At 50.1% G+C, this 14,510-nt stretch carries 17 protein-coding genes and 1 pseudogene; 7 read left to right on the plus strand and 11 right to left on the minus strand.

Going from position 1 to position 14,510, the window contains the following annotated elements; translation table 11 throughout:
* Positions 1-87: 87 nt before the first annotated feature.
* From VFO93_RS18965 to VFO93_RS18985, 5 genes are all read right to left on the minus strand, one after another.
* The gene (locus tag VFO93_RS18965; protein ID WP_325135956.1) at positions 88-639 is read right to left on the minus strand and encodes a hypothetical protein; all 552 of its coding nucleotides are present in this window, start codon (positions 637-639) and stop codon (positions 88-90) included.
* Positions 640-784: 145 nt separating this feature from the next.
* A complete protein-coding gene (locus VFO93_RS18970) occupies positions 785-1,537 on the minus strand; it encodes a TIR domain-containing protein (RefSeq protein WP_325135957.1) in 753 nt (250 codons plus the stop codon).
* Positions 1,538-1,574: 37 nt separating this feature from the next.
* Entirely contained in the window at positions 1,575-2,291 is a 717-nt protein-coding gene (locus VFO93_RS18975) for a hypothetical protein (RefSeq protein WP_325135958.1), read from the minus strand.
* Positions 2,288-2,710 carry a TIR domain-containing protein gene (locus VFO93_RS18980; RefSeq protein ID WP_325135959.1) on the minus strand — a complete coding sequence of 141 codons (423 nt, stop codon included), beginning with the start codon at positions 2,708-2,710 and terminating at the stop codon, positions 2,288-2,290. The genes VFO93_RS18975 and VFO93_RS18980 overlap by 4 nt, the downstream gene beginning before the upstream one ends.
* 75 nt (positions 2,711-2,785) lie before the next feature.
* Positions 2,786-3,352 carry a hypothetical protein gene (locus VFO93_RS18985; RefSeq protein ID WP_325135960.1) on the minus strand — a complete coding sequence of 189 codons (567 nt, stop codon included), beginning with the start codon at positions 3,350-3,352 and terminating at the stop codon, positions 2,786-2,788.
* 322 nt (positions 3,353-3,674) lie between these two features.
* On the opposite strand from VFO93_RS18985, the gene VFO93_RS18990 reads away from it, so the two are divergent.
* The 3 genes from VFO93_RS18990 (at position 3,675) to VFO93_RS19000 (ending at position 7,405) form a co-directional block, all read left to right on the plus strand.
* Positions 3,675-5,099 (plus strand): TIR domain-containing protein, encoded by a 1,425-nt coding sequence (locus tag VFO93_RS18990; RefSeq protein WP_325135961.1) that lies wholly within the window; start codon positions 3,675-3,677, stop codon positions 5,097-5,099.
* 416 nt (positions 5,100-5,515) lie between these two features.
* Positions 5,516-6,664: a Fic family protein gene (locus VFO93_RS18995; protein WP_325135962.1), complete on the plus strand. Its 1,149-nt coding sequence runs from the start codon at positions 5,516-5,518 to the stop codon at positions 6,662-6,664.
* Positions 6,665-7,153: 489 nt separating this feature from the next.
* Entirely contained in the window at positions 7,154-7,405 is a 252-nt protein-coding gene (locus VFO93_RS19000; protein ID WP_325135963.1) for a hypothetical protein, read from the plus strand.
* Between the two features lie 43 nt (positions 7,406-7,448).
* Here the strand turns inward: VFO93_RS19000 and VFO93_RS19005 are convergent, their stop codons facing one another.
* Together VFO93_RS19005 and VFO93_RS22405 are read right to left on the minus strand one after the other, a co-directional pair.
* Positions 7,449-8,243 carry a hypothetical protein gene (locus VFO93_RS19005; RefSeq protein WP_325135964.1) on the minus strand — a complete coding sequence of 265 codons (795 nt, stop codon included), beginning with the start codon at positions 8,241-8,243 and terminating at the stop codon, positions 7,449-7,451.
* A gap of 114 nt (positions 8,244-8,357) precedes the next feature.
* Entirely contained in the window at positions 8,358-8,591 is a 234-nt protein-coding gene (locus tag VFO93_RS22405; protein ID WP_414653605.1) for a DUF551 domain-containing protein, read from the minus strand.
* Positions 8,592-8,837: 246 nt separating this feature from the next.
* Here VFO93_RS22405 and VFO93_RS19010 point away from each other — a divergent pair, with 246 nt between their 5' ends.
* Entirely contained in the window at positions 8,838-9,956 is a 1,119-nt protein-coding gene (locus tag VFO93_RS19010; RefSeq protein ID WP_325135965.1) for a hypothetical protein, read from the plus strand.
* Positions 9,957-10,069: 113 nt separating this feature from the next.
* Here the strand turns inward: VFO93_RS19010 and VFO93_RS19015 are convergent, their stop codons facing one another.
* From VFO93_RS19015 to VFO93_RS22410, 3 genes and pseudogenes are all read right to left on the minus strand, one after another.
* A complete protein-coding gene (locus VFO93_RS19015) occupies positions 10,070-10,600 on the minus strand; it encodes a hypothetical protein (RefSeq protein ID WP_325135966.1) in 531 nt (176 codons plus the stop codon).
* Between the two features lie 153 nt (positions 10,601-10,753).
* Positions 10,754-11,626 (minus strand): toll/interleukin-1 receptor domain-containing protein, encoded by an 873-nt coding sequence (locus tag VFO93_RS19020; RefSeq protein WP_325135967.1) that lies wholly within the window; start codon positions 11,624-11,626, stop codon positions 10,754-10,756.
* A gap of 166 nt (positions 11,627-11,792) precedes the next feature.
* Positions 11,793-12,104 (minus strand): annotated as a pseudogene (locus VFO93_RS22410) (TIGR02391 family protein); the annotation flags it as partial.
* Between the two features lie 218 nt (positions 12,105-12,322).
* Between VFO93_RS22410 and VFO93_RS19025 the strand changes: the two are divergent.
* On the plus strand, positions 12,323-13,153 hold the full coding sequence (locus VFO93_RS19025; RefSeq protein WP_325135968.1) for an aldo/keto reductase: 831 nt from the start codon (positions 12,323-12,325) through the stop codon (positions 13,151-13,153).
* A gap of 156 nt (positions 13,154-13,309) precedes the next feature.
* Here the strand turns inward: VFO93_RS19025 and VFO93_RS19030 are convergent, their stop codons facing one another.
* On the minus strand, positions 13,310-13,477 hold the full coding sequence (locus tag VFO93_RS19030; RefSeq protein ID WP_325135969.1) for a hypothetical protein: 168 nt from the start codon (positions 13,475-13,477) through the stop codon (positions 13,310-13,312).
* A 221-nt stretch (positions 13,478-13,698) separates the two neighbouring features.
* Here VFO93_RS19030 and VFO93_RS19035 point away from each other — a divergent pair, with 221 nt between their 5' ends.
* Positions 13,699-14,133, plus strand: coding sequence for a hypothetical protein (locus tag VFO93_RS19035; RefSeq protein WP_325135970.1), 435 nt, complete (start codon positions 13,699-13,701; stop codon positions 14,131-14,133).
* Entirely contained in the window at positions 14,130-14,435 is a 306-nt protein-coding gene (locus tag VFO93_RS19040; RefSeq protein ID WP_325135971.1) for a hypothetical protein, read from the plus strand. The genes VFO93_RS19035 and VFO93_RS19040 overlap by 4 nt, the downstream gene beginning before the upstream one ends.
* Positions 14,436-14,510: the final 75 nt, after the last annotated feature.

Below are 14,510 nucleotides of genomic sequence, written 5' to 3' on the forward strand. Positions count from 1 at the left end.
AGCTTGCTACTTCATTTTAACGCTTTGCAGTAGATTAGCCAAGCCTATGCTCAAAAGCATAGTAAAGCGTGAGCTATAGGCCTTGAATTATCTTTCTACTGCTCCCAGTAAAGTGGCTAATTCTGGTAGTGCGGGCCGCGCCTCCTCTGCAAAGGCATACCAGCCGTCCTGCGGAAAAAAGCGCCCGGCACCCAACGCTTCAGCAGCCGGTTTAGATAACGTGATTTTATGCACAACAATGCCCTGCGTCGCGAAGTGTTGGATAATGCGTTCCCGTACAACCAAGTCGGTAATGGAAGCAGCTACTACTTCTTGGCCGGCAGATGAAAAAAACGAATCCGGATAAGCGACGGCTAGTGGGCCAGCATTCCACCCCCGCGCTTCTCGATGCGAAGGTCTATCGGTACGCTTATTTCGCTCTGCTACCAGCTCATGACGAAGCTCTATCAATTCGAAGCGATGCACCACCGGGATGGTAGGTACTTCGACCACCAGCGCAAGCAGTGCTTCAGTTAAACTGCTAACTGCGTGAGGCTCTTCGTAGGCGAGGCCCAATGCAGCCAGGGTCGCCAGCGCTTTGTTAATGGCCTGCGAAGTGGCTGGCAGTAGATAAGTCTGGCGTATCGTTGGTAATTCCATCTAGGATAAAGTTAAAGAAGGCATTATCTGCTTAGGCAGCAATGAGATGCTCTGCTGTCTTGCCCTTCCAGGTCGCTATCTTAGCCTATTGGGCAGTTCACATTTTCACTGGGTAGTCTCATTCCCAAACCTGCCTAAAACGAAGTCATTTCTTGGCGCGAGGTGCGGCTTTCTTAACTGTTTTGGGGACGGTTTTAGACGGCGGCTTAGGAGCTGGCTTGGTAGTAGCCTTATTCGCGGGGTTGGTCACTACCTTGGGCTTAGCGCCATCTGCTTTGGTTTTAGCTGTCACTTTGGGCTTGGCTACCACCTTTGGCTTTGTAGTTGCTTCGGCAGCCGGGGCTACTTTGCTAGTAGACGTGGTCAGGCGCTTGGGCCGAGCAGGTGCAGCCTCCTTTTTAGAAGCTGCGGCTAGAGTTACAGCGGGTTTCGCCGGCCCAGACTTTAGGCCAAAAATTTTCATCACTAGGGCACATAGCCGGGCCATTTCCTTATTTCGCTGCGGAGTCGTTAGCGCTTCCAGCGGCTTATCCGGCTTATTGAATGCCTGCAGCTTACTAAGCGGTGAGTTGGTGAAATGGCAGTGCCCTACCACCACTGTTAACAGGGTCACGCCTTCTTGCTTAGCCGCCAGCAGCAGCGGCGGTAATTCATCGGAATGAATAAAATCCGACGCCATAAAATGGTGGCTGACCAGCATAATTCCTACCCGCGCCGTCGCTAGCTCGCGGCGGATGCGGATCAGCCATGGCTCGCCAGCCTTCAGGTTTTGGTCGCTCCAAACGCGTAAGCTGTGGTCGCGCCCAAGCGGTGCTAAATGCTTTTCAACCAATTTTCGCCAGCGTTCGTCGGCGTGGCTGTAGCTGATAAAAACGCTGGTTCGGGTAGCGGTAGACATATATTAGGTAAGACTGGCTTTAACAGCCGGGAATAATTTACACCGGCTTATTATCGTTCGTTTCGTCAAGAAACTCTGGCGCCACCAATTCCTCCGGGGCTTCTAAAACTACCGAAGCCGGAAGCGCAGTCGGTTTTTGGAAATCCTTGAACTGGGCCCAAGATATGTAAGCGGCCGTTATGGCGAGTATAAAAAACAGTATCAGGGAATCAAATATGAAATAGCCGTTTTTCCACTCGTTCCCGAAAAATTTAAGCTCATTCAAAAATTTAACTATAATAACCGCAACCAAGACCCCCGGAAATAATAAACTATAAATTCGGTGGATAACTGAAAGAACAAAAGGATATGCTTCTACATAACTTTTTCCCTCCCTAGTTATTTTGACACCGAGGCTCAGGGTGAGTTCCTCCTCTATCGTGTGCAGGTACGGATACTGCCGCTCAATAAGCAGCGTAAGTTGAAAATACTTTATGATAAGGCTTAGAAAAGCGAACAGTAGCAAGCTGTTTATAAAATTCACATTAATATAGATGCTGTCTCCGATGTTTTTCTTCACCAAAACCACGGATATATTTTTGGCTACATCCGGGTTATTTGATTGAAAAAAAATAGCTATTAGCAGGCCAAGGGTTATATAGAAAATCCTGTCCCGGGTGGCTATGTAAGTTCTTAAGTAACTAAAGGTATCTTTGTAATGGTCATAGTAAAGCTCTAATGACTTTTCACTTCTGCTATTCTCTCCGGTACTCATGCTGCATCTATGGCTTTAACAATGGCATCAACGGTATAACTCATCGCCCAAGAAGCTCCCGAATTATAAAGCTCTTCCGGTGAAACATTAAGTCTATCCAACTTAACTGCGATAAGCTTATTACCAGACTTTTTGCTTTGGGCAATTTCAAAATTTATCCAGTTCCGGTAACCAATAAGCTTAAAGTCCTTGTGCAGCTCATTGGCATATTTACCAATTATTATCAGCGTATAATCAGCGCGATTAATTTTAGCAGTCAAGCCGGCGCGGACTACCGAAATAGTTGCTGAGTTAATCTCGCGTGAGGAGAGGTCTTCGAAAATCAATTCGAACCCTTGGTGAGCACTCAACGCGGTAAGCAAAAATTTATAATGCTTATCATTCTCATAATCGAAGCTGATGAAAATTCTTTTTAGCATGAGGCACCTGATTTGTTGGACAAGGAACAATGAATTAGACTAACCTTGTGGCAATACGACAGAAACGGATACCAGCTATTTAACACTGATGATAGTTTGCGCTTCAAATTCTGCTTGCCGAGCCAACCGTAGAAACTCCCGGGTGGCATCGATGGGCTCCTGCGATTCCCCTTCCCATACCACAACGGCTAACGGAATGGCGCCGCCAGCCAGCAGTTGGGCTTGCTTAATAATAGCCTTGTTGGTTACGGAAAAAGCAGCATCGTCAGTTGTGTCCCGGCCAAGTAGTTGGAGAAGACCCTGTGCTGAAACGGCTGCCATTACCTGGTCATAAAGCGGGCCCCACGCGCCTGGGCGGTCCGTCACTGATATGCGACGGAACTCTGGCACCGAAAACGGAATAATCACGTGGCGCTCTATACCGAGTTCGCCAGCTACCTCCAACGCTACTAAATCCGCTCCGCAGGCCGCTGAGCAGACTAATTTTTCAGTTCTGGCTGCCAGGAATAGGTGTTGCAGCTCCTTTTTAACCCGTTCTATACTTTTTAGCGGAAACCGGCTGGTCTGTGTATCCGACGCATCGGTACGGCGGCCAGCCAGGGCAACTACTTTAGTGACAGAATTTTGTTGAGTGGACTGCATGATGGAAGAATAAATTTTCGCTGGAAGTTAGCGAGCCTATTCTTTTAACCGTTTTGATAGAACAGAATTAGCACGCCAATGGAGCTCGCTAGTGAGAGTAGAGATGGTGCAGGTAGGCAGCGCCAAGCCTGTTTATCGCTGGCCCAGCCCGTCAGGTAGAGGCCGGAGGCCGGCTCTGCGGCATTAGCAGTGGTCAATAGCAACTAGGGTTGGTAAGCCGTCGAAGCCGAACTGCTAGCCTTGCTGGCGCGGCATACCCCACCTAGGCCCGCGATTATTCGTCGGCCAAGGGTGTTATTTGGTATCTCAACCGCGCCGCGCTATGCCTGCTTCCAAACCCACCGCTGCTAAAAAAGCCACTCCCGCTAAGAAAACTGCTTCCAAGCAAGCTACTTCCACTGTCAAAAAGGGTAGTGCTAAAAAAGCGACGGCCGTAGCCCGCACCGACATTTTCATCAGCTACAGCCAGCGTGATAAAGCCTGGATGGAACGCCTGAAAACCCACCTGAAGCCGCTGGAGCGCGACTTTCATATTAACGTGTGGGTCGATACCAGGCTGCGGTCAGGCGACAACTGGCGAGCTGAGATTGAGAAGGCGCTGGCCCAGACCAAGGTGGCGATTTTGCTGATTAGCCCCAACTTTCTGGCTTCGGATTTTATCCATACCGATGAGCTGCCGCCACTCCTTAAAGCAGCCGCGAAGGAAGGCACTACTATTCTGCCTTTACTGCTGAGCACCAGCGCCTTTTCGCTGACGCCCCTCGGCGCGTTTCAGGCCGTGAACAGCCCGGAGCAGCCACTGGATTTGCTGACGGAGGGCCAGGTCAACCAAACGCTATTTCAGGTAGCCAAGCGCGTTCACGAAATCTTCGTGGCCCCTGTCAAAAAAGCTACTGTGAAGCCCGTCGTCACGTCCGTGGCCGTGGCCAAAAAATCAGCCGTCCTACCCGAGCCACCCGGCGTAGCGGCGAAGAAGCCCGCCGCCAGCACCAAAAAAAAGGGGGTAGCCGCATCGCCACCTAGCAAGTCGAAAGCAGCCAGTATGACGGGCACGCAGCAGGCGCTACTTGTGCGGCGCAGCGGCGAGTGGGAAGTTATTCCCGTGCAGCAGGCCAAGATTGGCAAGCAGCTGAAAATGGCCCTGCGGCCGGCTACGCCCGCCCAGATGGCTTTTCTGACGACCCTGCGCCAGTCGCACGATAACTTGGCCAGCGTGGTATTCCGGTGGCACTCGTACCGCTGCACCCAGGAGGACCTGCACGCCGTGACGGAAAACAATCGCGAAACCTGGCACCTCACTGCCGACACGCAGGAACTCAGCGCTCGCACCGAAATTACCTACAGTAACCTTACGCCCGATATGCAGGCGCAAGCCCGCGCCGAGTTACTTTTGCTCAACGTTCAACCGCCCGAGCAAAGCCCCATGCGCTGGCTTTCGGGTAGTGGGCTCAGCGATTTAGCCGGCTCTCCCTTCCCGGCGCTCTACCAGCAGGTGGGGGGCTCGGCCACTCGCTTTAGGCAGGTAGCCCCGTTGATTATCACCTGGTTTCTGCACTTTACCAATACGGTGCAGCATATCCTGCGCCTGAGTCTTACTTTAAAGGGCCAGAACGTAGTTGTTGATTTTGAAGGCCAGCGCGATGCTGCCCACCGGGACGCCCCCGGCCTCGTTCGGGTAAAGGGCACCTGTGCGTTGGGCGGAGCCTCTACAACTACTGTTCTGCTCGGGCCCATCCGCTCCTACTAATATTAGAATTTAGGTAGCCAGACCGCCGGTAGAATACTCGACGTGCTTCAGTGAGCCGCTCCATTTTTATGGTATTCTGGGACTGCCGCCGCGCGTAGAAGGGCTCCGATGCCTTCTTAAGCGTAACAAGGTGTGGTTGAGGGATTTGACTAGGTGTAAGCAGTTTTGGCTGCTCCATTGTGCTGACCACCGCTGTCCGCAAACTACCCGCCACGAATGGTACGGGCCGGGACTACCGTTTGGCTTTGAGGTGGTCGGGTAAATCTGGACAGAATAGAGTCTTACTAAGGACGGTCGTTCTTGACTCTTTACTTTTACAAAAACCCGTGCTACTGAAGACGGGCTACACTATCCGCGGCCAACATAGCAGTTGACAATTGCCTACCCTTTGTAAAGAAACAGTCCTTTTCTTTTATATGGGTCAAATACTTTGTAAAGAAATTTGGTTTTTCTTTACAAAGCCAAGTAGGCTTTTCCTCCAGCCACTTGGCTCTTCTGATATGCCGGATACTTGGCAACCCTCCATCCTACCACCTACCGTAGAATTAGAAACACGTGCTGTCTTGAAGAAGCTGCCCGCGGCTCACCGGGCACTTGCCGAGCTTAAAGGCTTGGTAGCGGCCATCCCCAACGAGAGCATTTTGCTGGATACGCTGCCTTTACAAGAAGCGAAAGACAGTTCCGCGATTGAAAACATCATCACCACCCACGATGAACTGTTCAACGCTGAGCTTAACCTGGGCGATTCACAAGCGGCCAAAGAGGTGCAACGTTACGCATCTGCCCTACGACTCGGCACCGCGTTGGTCAAGAAATACGGGTTTCTGAGCACCAATCACATTGCTCAAATCCAGGAGGAGTTGAAGCGTGATAGCGGGGGTTACCGGAAGTTGCCCGGCACTACCCTCAAAAATCAGTTTGGGAAAGTGGTATACATGCCGCCTCAAGACCCGGCCATTATTCTCGACTTAATGGCTAATCTGGAGCAGTACTTCAATGATGATTCATTACAGGATGTAGACCCACTTGTTAAAATGGCCGTGCTCCATTTTCAGTTTGAAAGCATCCACCCCTTTTACGACGGCAATGGCCGCACGGGCCGCATTCTCAATATCTTGTACTTGGTCTTGAAAGAGTTGCTGGATATCCCCGTGCTTTACCTGAGTCGATTTATCACCCAAAATAAAGCTGATTATTACCACCAATTGCAAGCTGTGCGCGACACGGGCAACTGGGAACCTTGGCTCCTTTATTTACTCACAGGTATCGAGCAAACAGCCCGAGAAAGCATCATCTTAATCACAGAGATGCGCGCTCTCATGCAGCAAACCAAGCACCGGCTGCGAACTTACAAGTTCTATAGCCAGGACTTGCTCAATAACTTGTTTCGCCATCCGTATACCCGCATCGAGTTCTTACAGCAGGAACTGAATGTGAGCCGGCCCACAGCCGCCAGTTATTTAAACAAACTAGCTGAAGACGGCGTGCTGGTCAAGCAAAAGCAGGTAAACTCCAATTACTATGTTAATCAGCCTCTGTTCGAGTTACTCGCTCGGCTGGAATAACGACCTCTCCCTAATACTGGCTTGTCGAAGGTGAAGCGTACACAACGGGAGCAGGGACAGAGGGCAGTAGTGGACTGTGGGTGCGAATGGCACTTTGAAGAGTGAGAGCGAAACAAGCACGTTGTAAATATGGCCGCCCGGCCCCATATTCATGCTCACCCTATTCTCACTGCCATGCCCCAGATGCCCGCCGTACAGCTCCAAGAGGAGCGCTTTGTATCCATTCTGCGCACCAACCAAGAAAGCAACATGAATGTGTATCACACCAACAGCGCCTGCTCAACCTATCAATGCTACGAAAGCAGCTGCCTATTGTGAGCTATCCGTTCGTGGGTGACCCCGTTGAGTGCATTTTTTGCCAGCGGCTTACCAAGCGAGGGGAGTAAAGCAGTATGTGGCGGCTTTTAAAAACACACTCCCCCGCCCCGCACTCGGCGGATGGGTTGAGTGTAGGTCTGTAGCTTAGTGTCTCACATATATTCCAGCAGCATGATTAAAATCAAAGCCAGTATTGACGGCAAAGAAGTACCCTTGAGCGAGTTCAGCTCAGGCATAGAGCGAAAGATTTATTTAGCTGCCGCCGATGCAGTGAGAGAGCGGCTAGAGGGTGTTAAGTGCCCTGAGCATGGCACCCCACTTGATGCTCTAATTCTAAAAAAGGCTGAGCACGGCAACCTCGGCTTTGACCTAGAGGGCTGTTGCCAAAAGCTTGTAGAGGCCTGCGAAGCAGAATTAGCATAAGTCAAAAGCCCCGGCTCCTGGTGGGGAGATGGGGACTAAAATGTTATTCTGCACCAATATGCGTATCTACCGGCCGCGTACCCCGGCGCTTCGTTGGGTCAACCTGCTCGTGCCGTTCTTTAGTACGTCTTTCTAGCATATCCCTGACGAATTTATTTTCACTTATCAGGCCGATAAATCTCTGTTGCATCTCTACAAAACGACTCATCAAATTAACCGGATTAGGAAAAAGAACGACAACATCGTTTTGGCGAGCCAGCACTTTTTCCAACGCCTTGTTATCTGCCTCGTGCCTGTAGTTGTCCTTTACAAAAGCAGTATCAATAGTCACACGTCCTTTAGTGGCCCTTGATGAACTTTCATATACTGACTCCTCATATTCCCATTGAGGATGTACCACTAGCATAAATGCTTTGGGGTGTTTGATAAAATTGGCCCAATGTCGTATCTCCTGGATGACACCAAAGTGCTGTAGGCGGTAGGATTCCGGCAACTCCGCCATTTCAATATAAACCTGTATTCTTTCTCCTATTAGGTAGAGAAGCAGCAAAAATGTTGTGAAGGTGAAATGGATATCAGAAACATTCCCAGCTTGTAACAGGAAGCGCTCAAGTAGCCTCACATTGTCTTGCAAGTTGCAAGCAATGCAGCTATGGTGGCTTGGGAATGAGTCATGTATGGAACACATCAGAGTGTTACCTTCCACACCCTCCGGGTAGTTAGCGGCCACAAAGATTTCCAAAACCTTTTCAAAGTCACCTCTAATCTGCTCCGCGTGGGGGGAATCTATAGCGCTTCTGTGAAGCTTGATAAGTTCCTGAATGGTCGAGTTGGTCATTGTCGATATTACCAATCCTTAGTAAATCTAAATGTTACGCGGACTACTTTTTGGGCGTTTCAATGCCAAGGTGACGGCCCTCATTGTAGGCCAGGGCGCAGGCTTACCTTGATGTTAGTGCACAGCAGGGGCAGATGGCAAATGCATCCAGTGGGTCACATTCTGAGCAGGGTGCCGCCCACCTAGTGCATCTGCATATCCAAATCTACGGCCCTCTCCTTGGTAGACAGCCACACGCATGGTATCCTGCATAGGCGCATCATACTCCCTATTAGAATCCTCAAAAACTAGGACGGGCTGCCCTGTAGGCGGCTGCTGCTGACCAATTGGTATCCACTGATTTTCCATACTACCAAGCTACAATACGGCCGAGCAAGTATAGGTGACTTTTTATAAAAAATATACTCTCCCGTTCCGGTTGCGGTGGGTGTGATTAATGATGGGCGGGTGGCGAGTGGTGCGGGTTATTCGATACCTAGGCTGCGGGCCTCGTCGAGCAGGCGTTCAAAGGGTAACGACAGCTATATTACTATCCTACACACGACCTGGATAGGTGCTTGTAATATTGTGGCGTCAGCTACACGTGCATTAATTATGTATTTTTTTACACTAGAAGATATTACGCTGTTTGAGGCACAAGCCGGTCGTCCTTACGATAAAAGCAATGCTGAACATCGGAAGATAGGTCAACAACTGCGTCATGGCGTATTTGCCAAGACCAAGCGCTTGGCTAATCTAGTAGCCGAACGAGTGCGGCTATTCAACTATAAAGTGACATTGCGGCACAGTTGGAGCGCAGTGGACTGGGGCACTAAAACCTCTATATACAAGCCTTATACTTGGGCTAGTTTTACAAAGCAGGGAGCAGCGACTCCTCATGTCTTTTTTACATTGGGTGTAGATGGGGGCCGAGATGATAAGGTAAGTAAGCTGGTAATCAAATTAGATTATCAGCGAAAAACTCCTCCTGCCCGCTCAGTCTCAGCCAATCTAACGCATGAGCAAAAAGCTCTACTGCAAAACTTTCTCGATAGCGAGGCTGAGTCTAATGTTGGCTGGTATACAATGCCGCCTAATATTCTAACGGTGCGCACTGAGCAGGAGTTAGTCGAATGGGCAGCCAACTTTATTCAGGCACATGACCTGCTCTATGATGAAATGTTGAGGCTGCTACAGCCTGATAGCATTGCTCCGGTATGGGGAGGGAGCTATCCGTCACTTCTGGAAGCGAACCACCGCAGAGCGAGCTATATATTGGAAAAACAGCGAATAGAACCTGCCGATACACATTATGAAATGAGTATTGCCTTATGGCGACAGCTCTGCGACCTCTGTGGGGCAGAAAATGTAGCTGTTGAAAGTTCGACCGGCTACGGTACCCGCATTGACTTGGAGGTGCGAAATCCAACTACGGACGCTCGGTTACTGTTTGAACTTAAATCAAGTACTGGACCAAGTAGCTTGCGGCCAGCTGTGCGAGAGGCACTCGGACAACTATTAGAGTACGCTTTCTGGCCTAATGAACCTGCGCGCATCCAGAGTTTGATAATTGCAACTCCTAACCCAGTGAATAAAGTCTTGTCACGCTTCCTAGCTCGGCTGTCCTTGCCTAGCAGGGTCGATATAGAGTACTTACAAGTTGACCCAGTGGTTGGGGCTAATGTCTCGCAGTTGAGCAACATACTGCGTAAACATGGCTGGATTAGCCAGTAATTGCTCGCACACTAAATTACTGACATACACATTCCCGCATAAAGGAAGTAGTCTCTCCACCCCACGCCGTCGCACCTCGTCAAGTAGGAGCATTCATATTAGGGCGACCATGGCTAAGTCCCTTGAGGCGATGAATCGCCTTTGCTTTTTATATTAATCAGCCACTGCTCACTCTGAAATCTTAAGGCTTTGTGCCTGCTCAAGCTAATTCTTCTATAGAACCAAATCAATAGATACTCTAAATGCTCGCTACCATTCTCATTCAAGTCAATAAACCCTGGCTTGAAAGAGCCATAATACCAGTAATAAAAATTAGTATCAAACATGTCGCGAACAAGTTTTTTATGCACTTGAGCATATTTTACAGCTAGTCCCAAGCGCTGGTAAAACCTGATTATCACGTACAAAGAATCCATACTATCCGTGTCTTTTTCGCCTAGTTGCTTGAAAGTTAAAGTTGGATGCTTTTTTATTAACTCCTCCGCCGTGTGGCGGTGCTTACCCATCTCAATAGTATTGAACTCTTTGTGTAAATCAAAAGCAAATGTTACTTTTTGCGATTGACGAGTAAGCCAATATGCAGCACCTGAACCCAAGAGTGCCCCAATTAGGCCAGACAATGTGTTTGCTGCAAAGTCGCTCATATAGCACGTACTTATCTAATTCCAAATGGTCAATAATATACTCAGAGCCGTTCAGCTTAGCGTACCCGGCATCGGTAAAGGAAAGGGAGCGAGAACGATTGAGGTGCTCAGGGTCTTTATTGGATGGGCGATACTTAGCTTTTAATTTAGGAGTTAAAGAACATTATCTACGCTATCAGCTATTTTGACGTAGACCTCCTCCCTGTCGTTCTCGCTCATCTTGCTCATCGGATTTCTGGGGTCATTGACAGCCTGAAACTTTGCAAGTGTTTCGTGTCTCGTAAACCGACAAGGTTTCAGTATGACAGGTAGAATTAACGTGCCCTTTTTCTCTGCGGCGTCGAGTAGAGGTGGTAGTTCATTTTCTATAATAAAATCCGAGGCAAGGAAATCAGCACTTATTAAAAGCAGCGCAATTGCCGCTCTCCCAAGGGCATGCTCAATTTGCTCTTTCCACTTCTCGCCAGCTTTTATTCTGGTGTCTGACCACAATTCTATTTTTCCAGATTTTTCAAAAGGCTTTAAGTGAACTTCTAATCTTTTTAAATATTCGCCATCCATATGGCTATAACTGACAAAAACGGTCTTTGACTTTTCTTGTGCTTTCTGCTGTGATACTATCTCCTTCTTTATTAATTCAGATACATTTTTGTGAGAGAATATCTCTACAATCTGTGGCAGAAGCGTTTCATCTAGTCTAGCCCTATCATATATAATCACCCTGTAAGCTGCAACGTCAGCAGGAATAATCGTTCCTTGCTGACATATAATAATACACGGCTTTTTATTGGACAAGGCAAGCCCTAACTCAAAGAAAACGTTCGGATTAGAATCTGACACATCGGCAATAAGAAGCTCCGCCTTTTCTATCTCCTCTAATATAAAAGGAATTAAGTTTGGTTTCTTGGTATCAGGCACCTTATCAAAGCGCGTCACTACGGCACCCGCTACAGCGGCTGCTGCAACTAATGTTTTATAGACATCACGGTATTTCGGTGTAAAAGGGGTTATGAAAAAGACTTGCATATTATATTTTTTTGTGGAGCAGTGTAAAAATTATTCACTTACCTAATTCATCTTGGTATATTCAGTATTGGTTAAGGAAGAGAACTACTGCGTAGCACCGCCCCACTCGGCAGGGATGAGAAGAGGAAATATTACGAAACAAAAAACTGCATAGGCGACTGCCATACTAAGTAATATTAAGAATAGCCAGCCTATTGGGGAACTGGGGAGATAACGCTTCATGCCCGCGAAGGTATAGCAAGTCAAGGCATGAGAACACCCAGCTTCGGGGGCTAGGCGATGTTGGGGTTAGAAGGGAAAGATAATAGGGCGCGGGCGGGGTGGTTGGGGGATGAGCCTCATCGAGCTTGTAGAATAAGCCACTAATGAAACCTAGCCATTCTAAGGCTCGGGCAGGGTTTATTTCTGTTAAGTTGTGAGCGTAGTAATTGCGGATAGCCTGTACCGAGCCCTGGTAGAGATTCATGAAGCTCATCTGCTTATTACCATCCTGTGAGAGTTAGATATGCACACTTCCCTACATAGGGAGCCATTTGGGAGCAGAGAAACGTATAGTTTCACTACCTGATACTACTCCAATAAGGGTTAGCGAGAAATGCCCGAAAAAAGGGCCTCTACGCGCTGGAAACGCCCTCTCGAAAAGCATCCAATAAGGGCCCCAATAACCAGTGCCTCTCCTATGCGTTAAGATGAGTCATGAACTCTATAAGTTTTCCCGACGGTACCCAGGTACCAGCTCTCGGCCAAGGCACTTGGATGATGGCCGAACAACCTGCTCAACGCGCAAGTGAACTGGCAGCCCTACGCGCAGGTGTTGAGCTTGGGCTAACCCTTATCGACACGGCGGAGATGTATGCCGACGGCGAGTCCGAGCGGTTGGTCGGCGAAGCGTTGCGTGGGCTTCGCGAGCAAGTGTTCCTGGTCAGCAAAGCTTATCCTCAAAACGCCTCCCACAAGCGGCTCCCGCAAGCCTGTGAGGCAAGCTTGAAGCGGCTGGGTACTGACCGACTTGACCTGTACCTGTTGCACTGGCGCGGCCGCGTCCCATTGGCCGAGACAGTGGAGGCCATGGAAAAGCTGGTGGAGGCGGGCAAAATCCTGCGTTGGGGCGTGAGTAACCTTGATACGCTGGATATGCAAGAACTCATTGCCGCTGGAGGCGCGGCTTGTGCCACCGACCAGGTGCTTTATAATTTAACCCGACGCAGCCCGGAGTACGACCTATTGCCATGGCTCTTGAGCCGGAGTATACCAGTTATGGCTTACAGTCCTATCGAACAGGGACGGTTGCTTGCTAATACGCGGCTGCGTGAAGTCGCGGTGGGCCTGAATGCGACACCGGCGCAGGTGACGCTAGCCTGGGTGTTGAGCCAGAACCAGGTGATGGCTATACCTAAAGCCGGAAGTGTTTCGCACGTGCAGGAAAACCGATTGGCTGCTGATTTGCATTTGTCGGCCAGCGACATAGCTGCGTTAGAAGCCGCTTTTCCCCGCCCTAGCAAGCGCATACCCCTGGAGATGCTATGATGCCCAATACGGGCTGGGCTAGCTAATCTGGCTGACTTTCACAAACGATAGTGTACCCTTATTTCAAAATCCCTCCCGACCAGTTAGCTGAGAGTGCTTTTGAAATGAGGAAAAAACGAATTATTGACTAAGTCCGGGCGTATCCAACAGCTTTTATTACGATATGCCTAAGCGGCGGGCTTCATCATGCATAAGCGAGCGGGCTAATGCAGAAACCTTAAGGCCGCGTGCTTTACCTACCTTTTGAAAAAGTACCTTTTCTTCCTCTGTCAGCTTAATGTTAATCTGGGGGCTACGTGGGGAGAGTGAGGCTTGCTTTTCCATGCCGCAAATCTATGACTGGTCAGACAGCAAAAAAACAGATTTTATAGTCTCTTTTTCTTGTAAAGTCTAGACTTTAGTATACTTTTGTATTGTCCAAGTCGGACAAACTGAACTATAGTACGCAAAAGAGACCATCCCCGGCAAGGGATGGTCTCCTATCATAGCACCTGCTAGTAACAGGCACTACAGTTGGGTTCTTGTAAACCTTACCCCAAAATTACATGGAAACACATGTAACCAGGCAACCCGTGCTTGGCGAGCTACGCCAGCACGTCCTACTACCCCTCATTGGCAACCCCCTCTTCAGCGAAGCGGAACAGCTGCGGGCCAACCATTTCGTCCACGAAACTGACGATATCGCTCGGCTTACTCGCTGGGGCGCAAATGTGCTAGCCGAAATCGCCCGCCGCCAAGCCGAAGCTGCCCGCCACCGCCGCGACCTCGCCACGCGCGCCACGTTGCGTCAGTTGTGTTCCGCCCGCTTCCGCAGCCACCGCTCCCGCCCGTGCCAGGCGGCCCCGAGTTGGGTACCCGGTGCTTGCTTCCCCGACAGGTCCGACCGCCGGGCCGGTACGTTCGACCGCGTGGCCGTCGCTCGCTTTCAAATGGCCGACGCGCTCACCTTTGCTGACCTGCTTAGCCAGCCAGCACGATGAGTTACCGCCGCGACCTCAAGCTGCTGCGCCGCGCCCGGAAGCAGGCGAAGCGTCAGCTGCGCCAACTCGACAAGCTGGAGCTAACCGGGCTGACTGCCGTCACGCTCCACGCCCATGCCCGGCAGGTGACCATTACCCTTGCCTCCGCCACGGGTACCCCCTTTACGGACACGCTCCGGGAGGCTTTGCACGAGCACTACCAAGCCCTGCAAGCCAAAGCCCAGCAACTCCTGCTTAGCTGGCTGGAGGAGGAGCAGTTGCGTGACCAGCCAGCCCCGACCACTGGGTCTCTACTGCCCTAGGTGCTCCCCAGCCCTGCGACTACTTTTTGCGGCTGGCTCCCCAGCGGCCGGCCCCCACGTGCCCCCTCCGCTTTT

It is taken from the genome of Hymenobacter sp. (genome assembly GCF_035709525.1).
Taxonomy (GTDB): Bacteria; Bacteroidota; Bacteroidia; order Cytophagales; family Hymenobacteraceae; genus Hymenobacter.

Coding starts and splice junctions, on each gene's coding strand:
- VFO93_RS18965 (WP_325135956.1), bottom strand. CDS start 639: ATGGAATTACCAACGATACGCCAGACTTATCTACTGCCAGCCACTTCG.
- VFO93_RS18970 (WP_325135957.1), bottom strand. CDS start 1,537: ATGTCTACCGCTACCCGAACCAGCGTTTTTATCAGCTACAGCCACGCC.
- VFO93_RS18975 (WP_325135958.1), bottom strand. CDS start 2,291: ATGAGTACCGGAGAGAATAGCAGAAGTGAAAAGTCATTAGAGCTTTAC.
- VFO93_RS18980 (WP_325135959.1), bottom strand. CDS start 2,710: ATGCTAAAAAGAATTTTCATCAGCTTCGATTATGAGAATGATAAGCAT.
- VFO93_RS18985 (WP_325135960.1), bottom strand. CDS start 3,352: ATGCAGTCCACTCAACAAAATTCTGTCACTAAAGTAGTTGCCCTGGCT.
- VFO93_RS18990 (WP_325135961.1), top strand. CDS start 3,675: ATGCCTGCTTCCAAACCCACCGCTGCTAAAAAAGCCACTCCCGCTAAG.
- VFO93_RS18995 (WP_325135962.1), top strand. CDS start 5,516: ATGGGTCAAATACTTTGTAAAGAAATTTGGTTTTTCTTTACAAAGCCA.
- VFO93_RS19000 (WP_325135963.1), top strand. CDS start 7,154: ATGATTAAAATCAAAGCCAGTATTGACGGCAAAGAAGTACCCTTGAGC.
- VFO93_RS19005 (WP_325135964.1), bottom strand. CDS start 8,243: ATGACCAACTCGACCATTCAGGAACTTATCAAGCTTCACAGAAGCGCT.
- VFO93_RS22405 (WP_414653605.1), bottom strand. CDS start 8,591: ATGGAAAATCAGTGGATACCAATTGGTCAGCAGCAGCCGCCTACAGGG.
- VFO93_RS19010 (WP_325135965.1), top strand. CDS start 8,838: ATGTATTTTTTTACACTAGAAGATATTACGCTGTTTGAGGCACAAGCC.
- VFO93_RS19015 (WP_325135966.1), bottom strand. CDS start 10,600: ATGAGCGACTTTGCAGCAAACACATTGTCTGGCCTAATTGGGGCACTC.
- VFO93_RS19020 (WP_325135967.1), bottom strand. CDS start 11,626: ATGCAAGTCTTTTTCATAACCCCTTTTACACCGAAATACCGTGATGTC.
- VFO93_RS19025 (WP_325135968.1), top strand. CDS start 12,323: ATGAACTCTATAAGTTTTCCCGACGGTACCCAGGTACCAGCTCTCGGC.
- VFO93_RS19030 (WP_325135969.1), bottom strand. CDS start 13,477: ATGGAAAAGCAAGCCTCACTCTCCCCACGTAGCCCCCAGATTAACATT.
- VFO93_RS19035 (WP_325135970.1), top strand. CDS start 13,699: ATGGAAACACATGTAACCAGGCAACCCGTGCTTGGCGAGCTACGCCAG.
- VFO93_RS19040 (WP_325135971.1), top strand. CDS start 14,130: ATGAGTTACCGCCGCGACCTCAAGCTGCTGCGCCGCGCCCGGAAGCAG.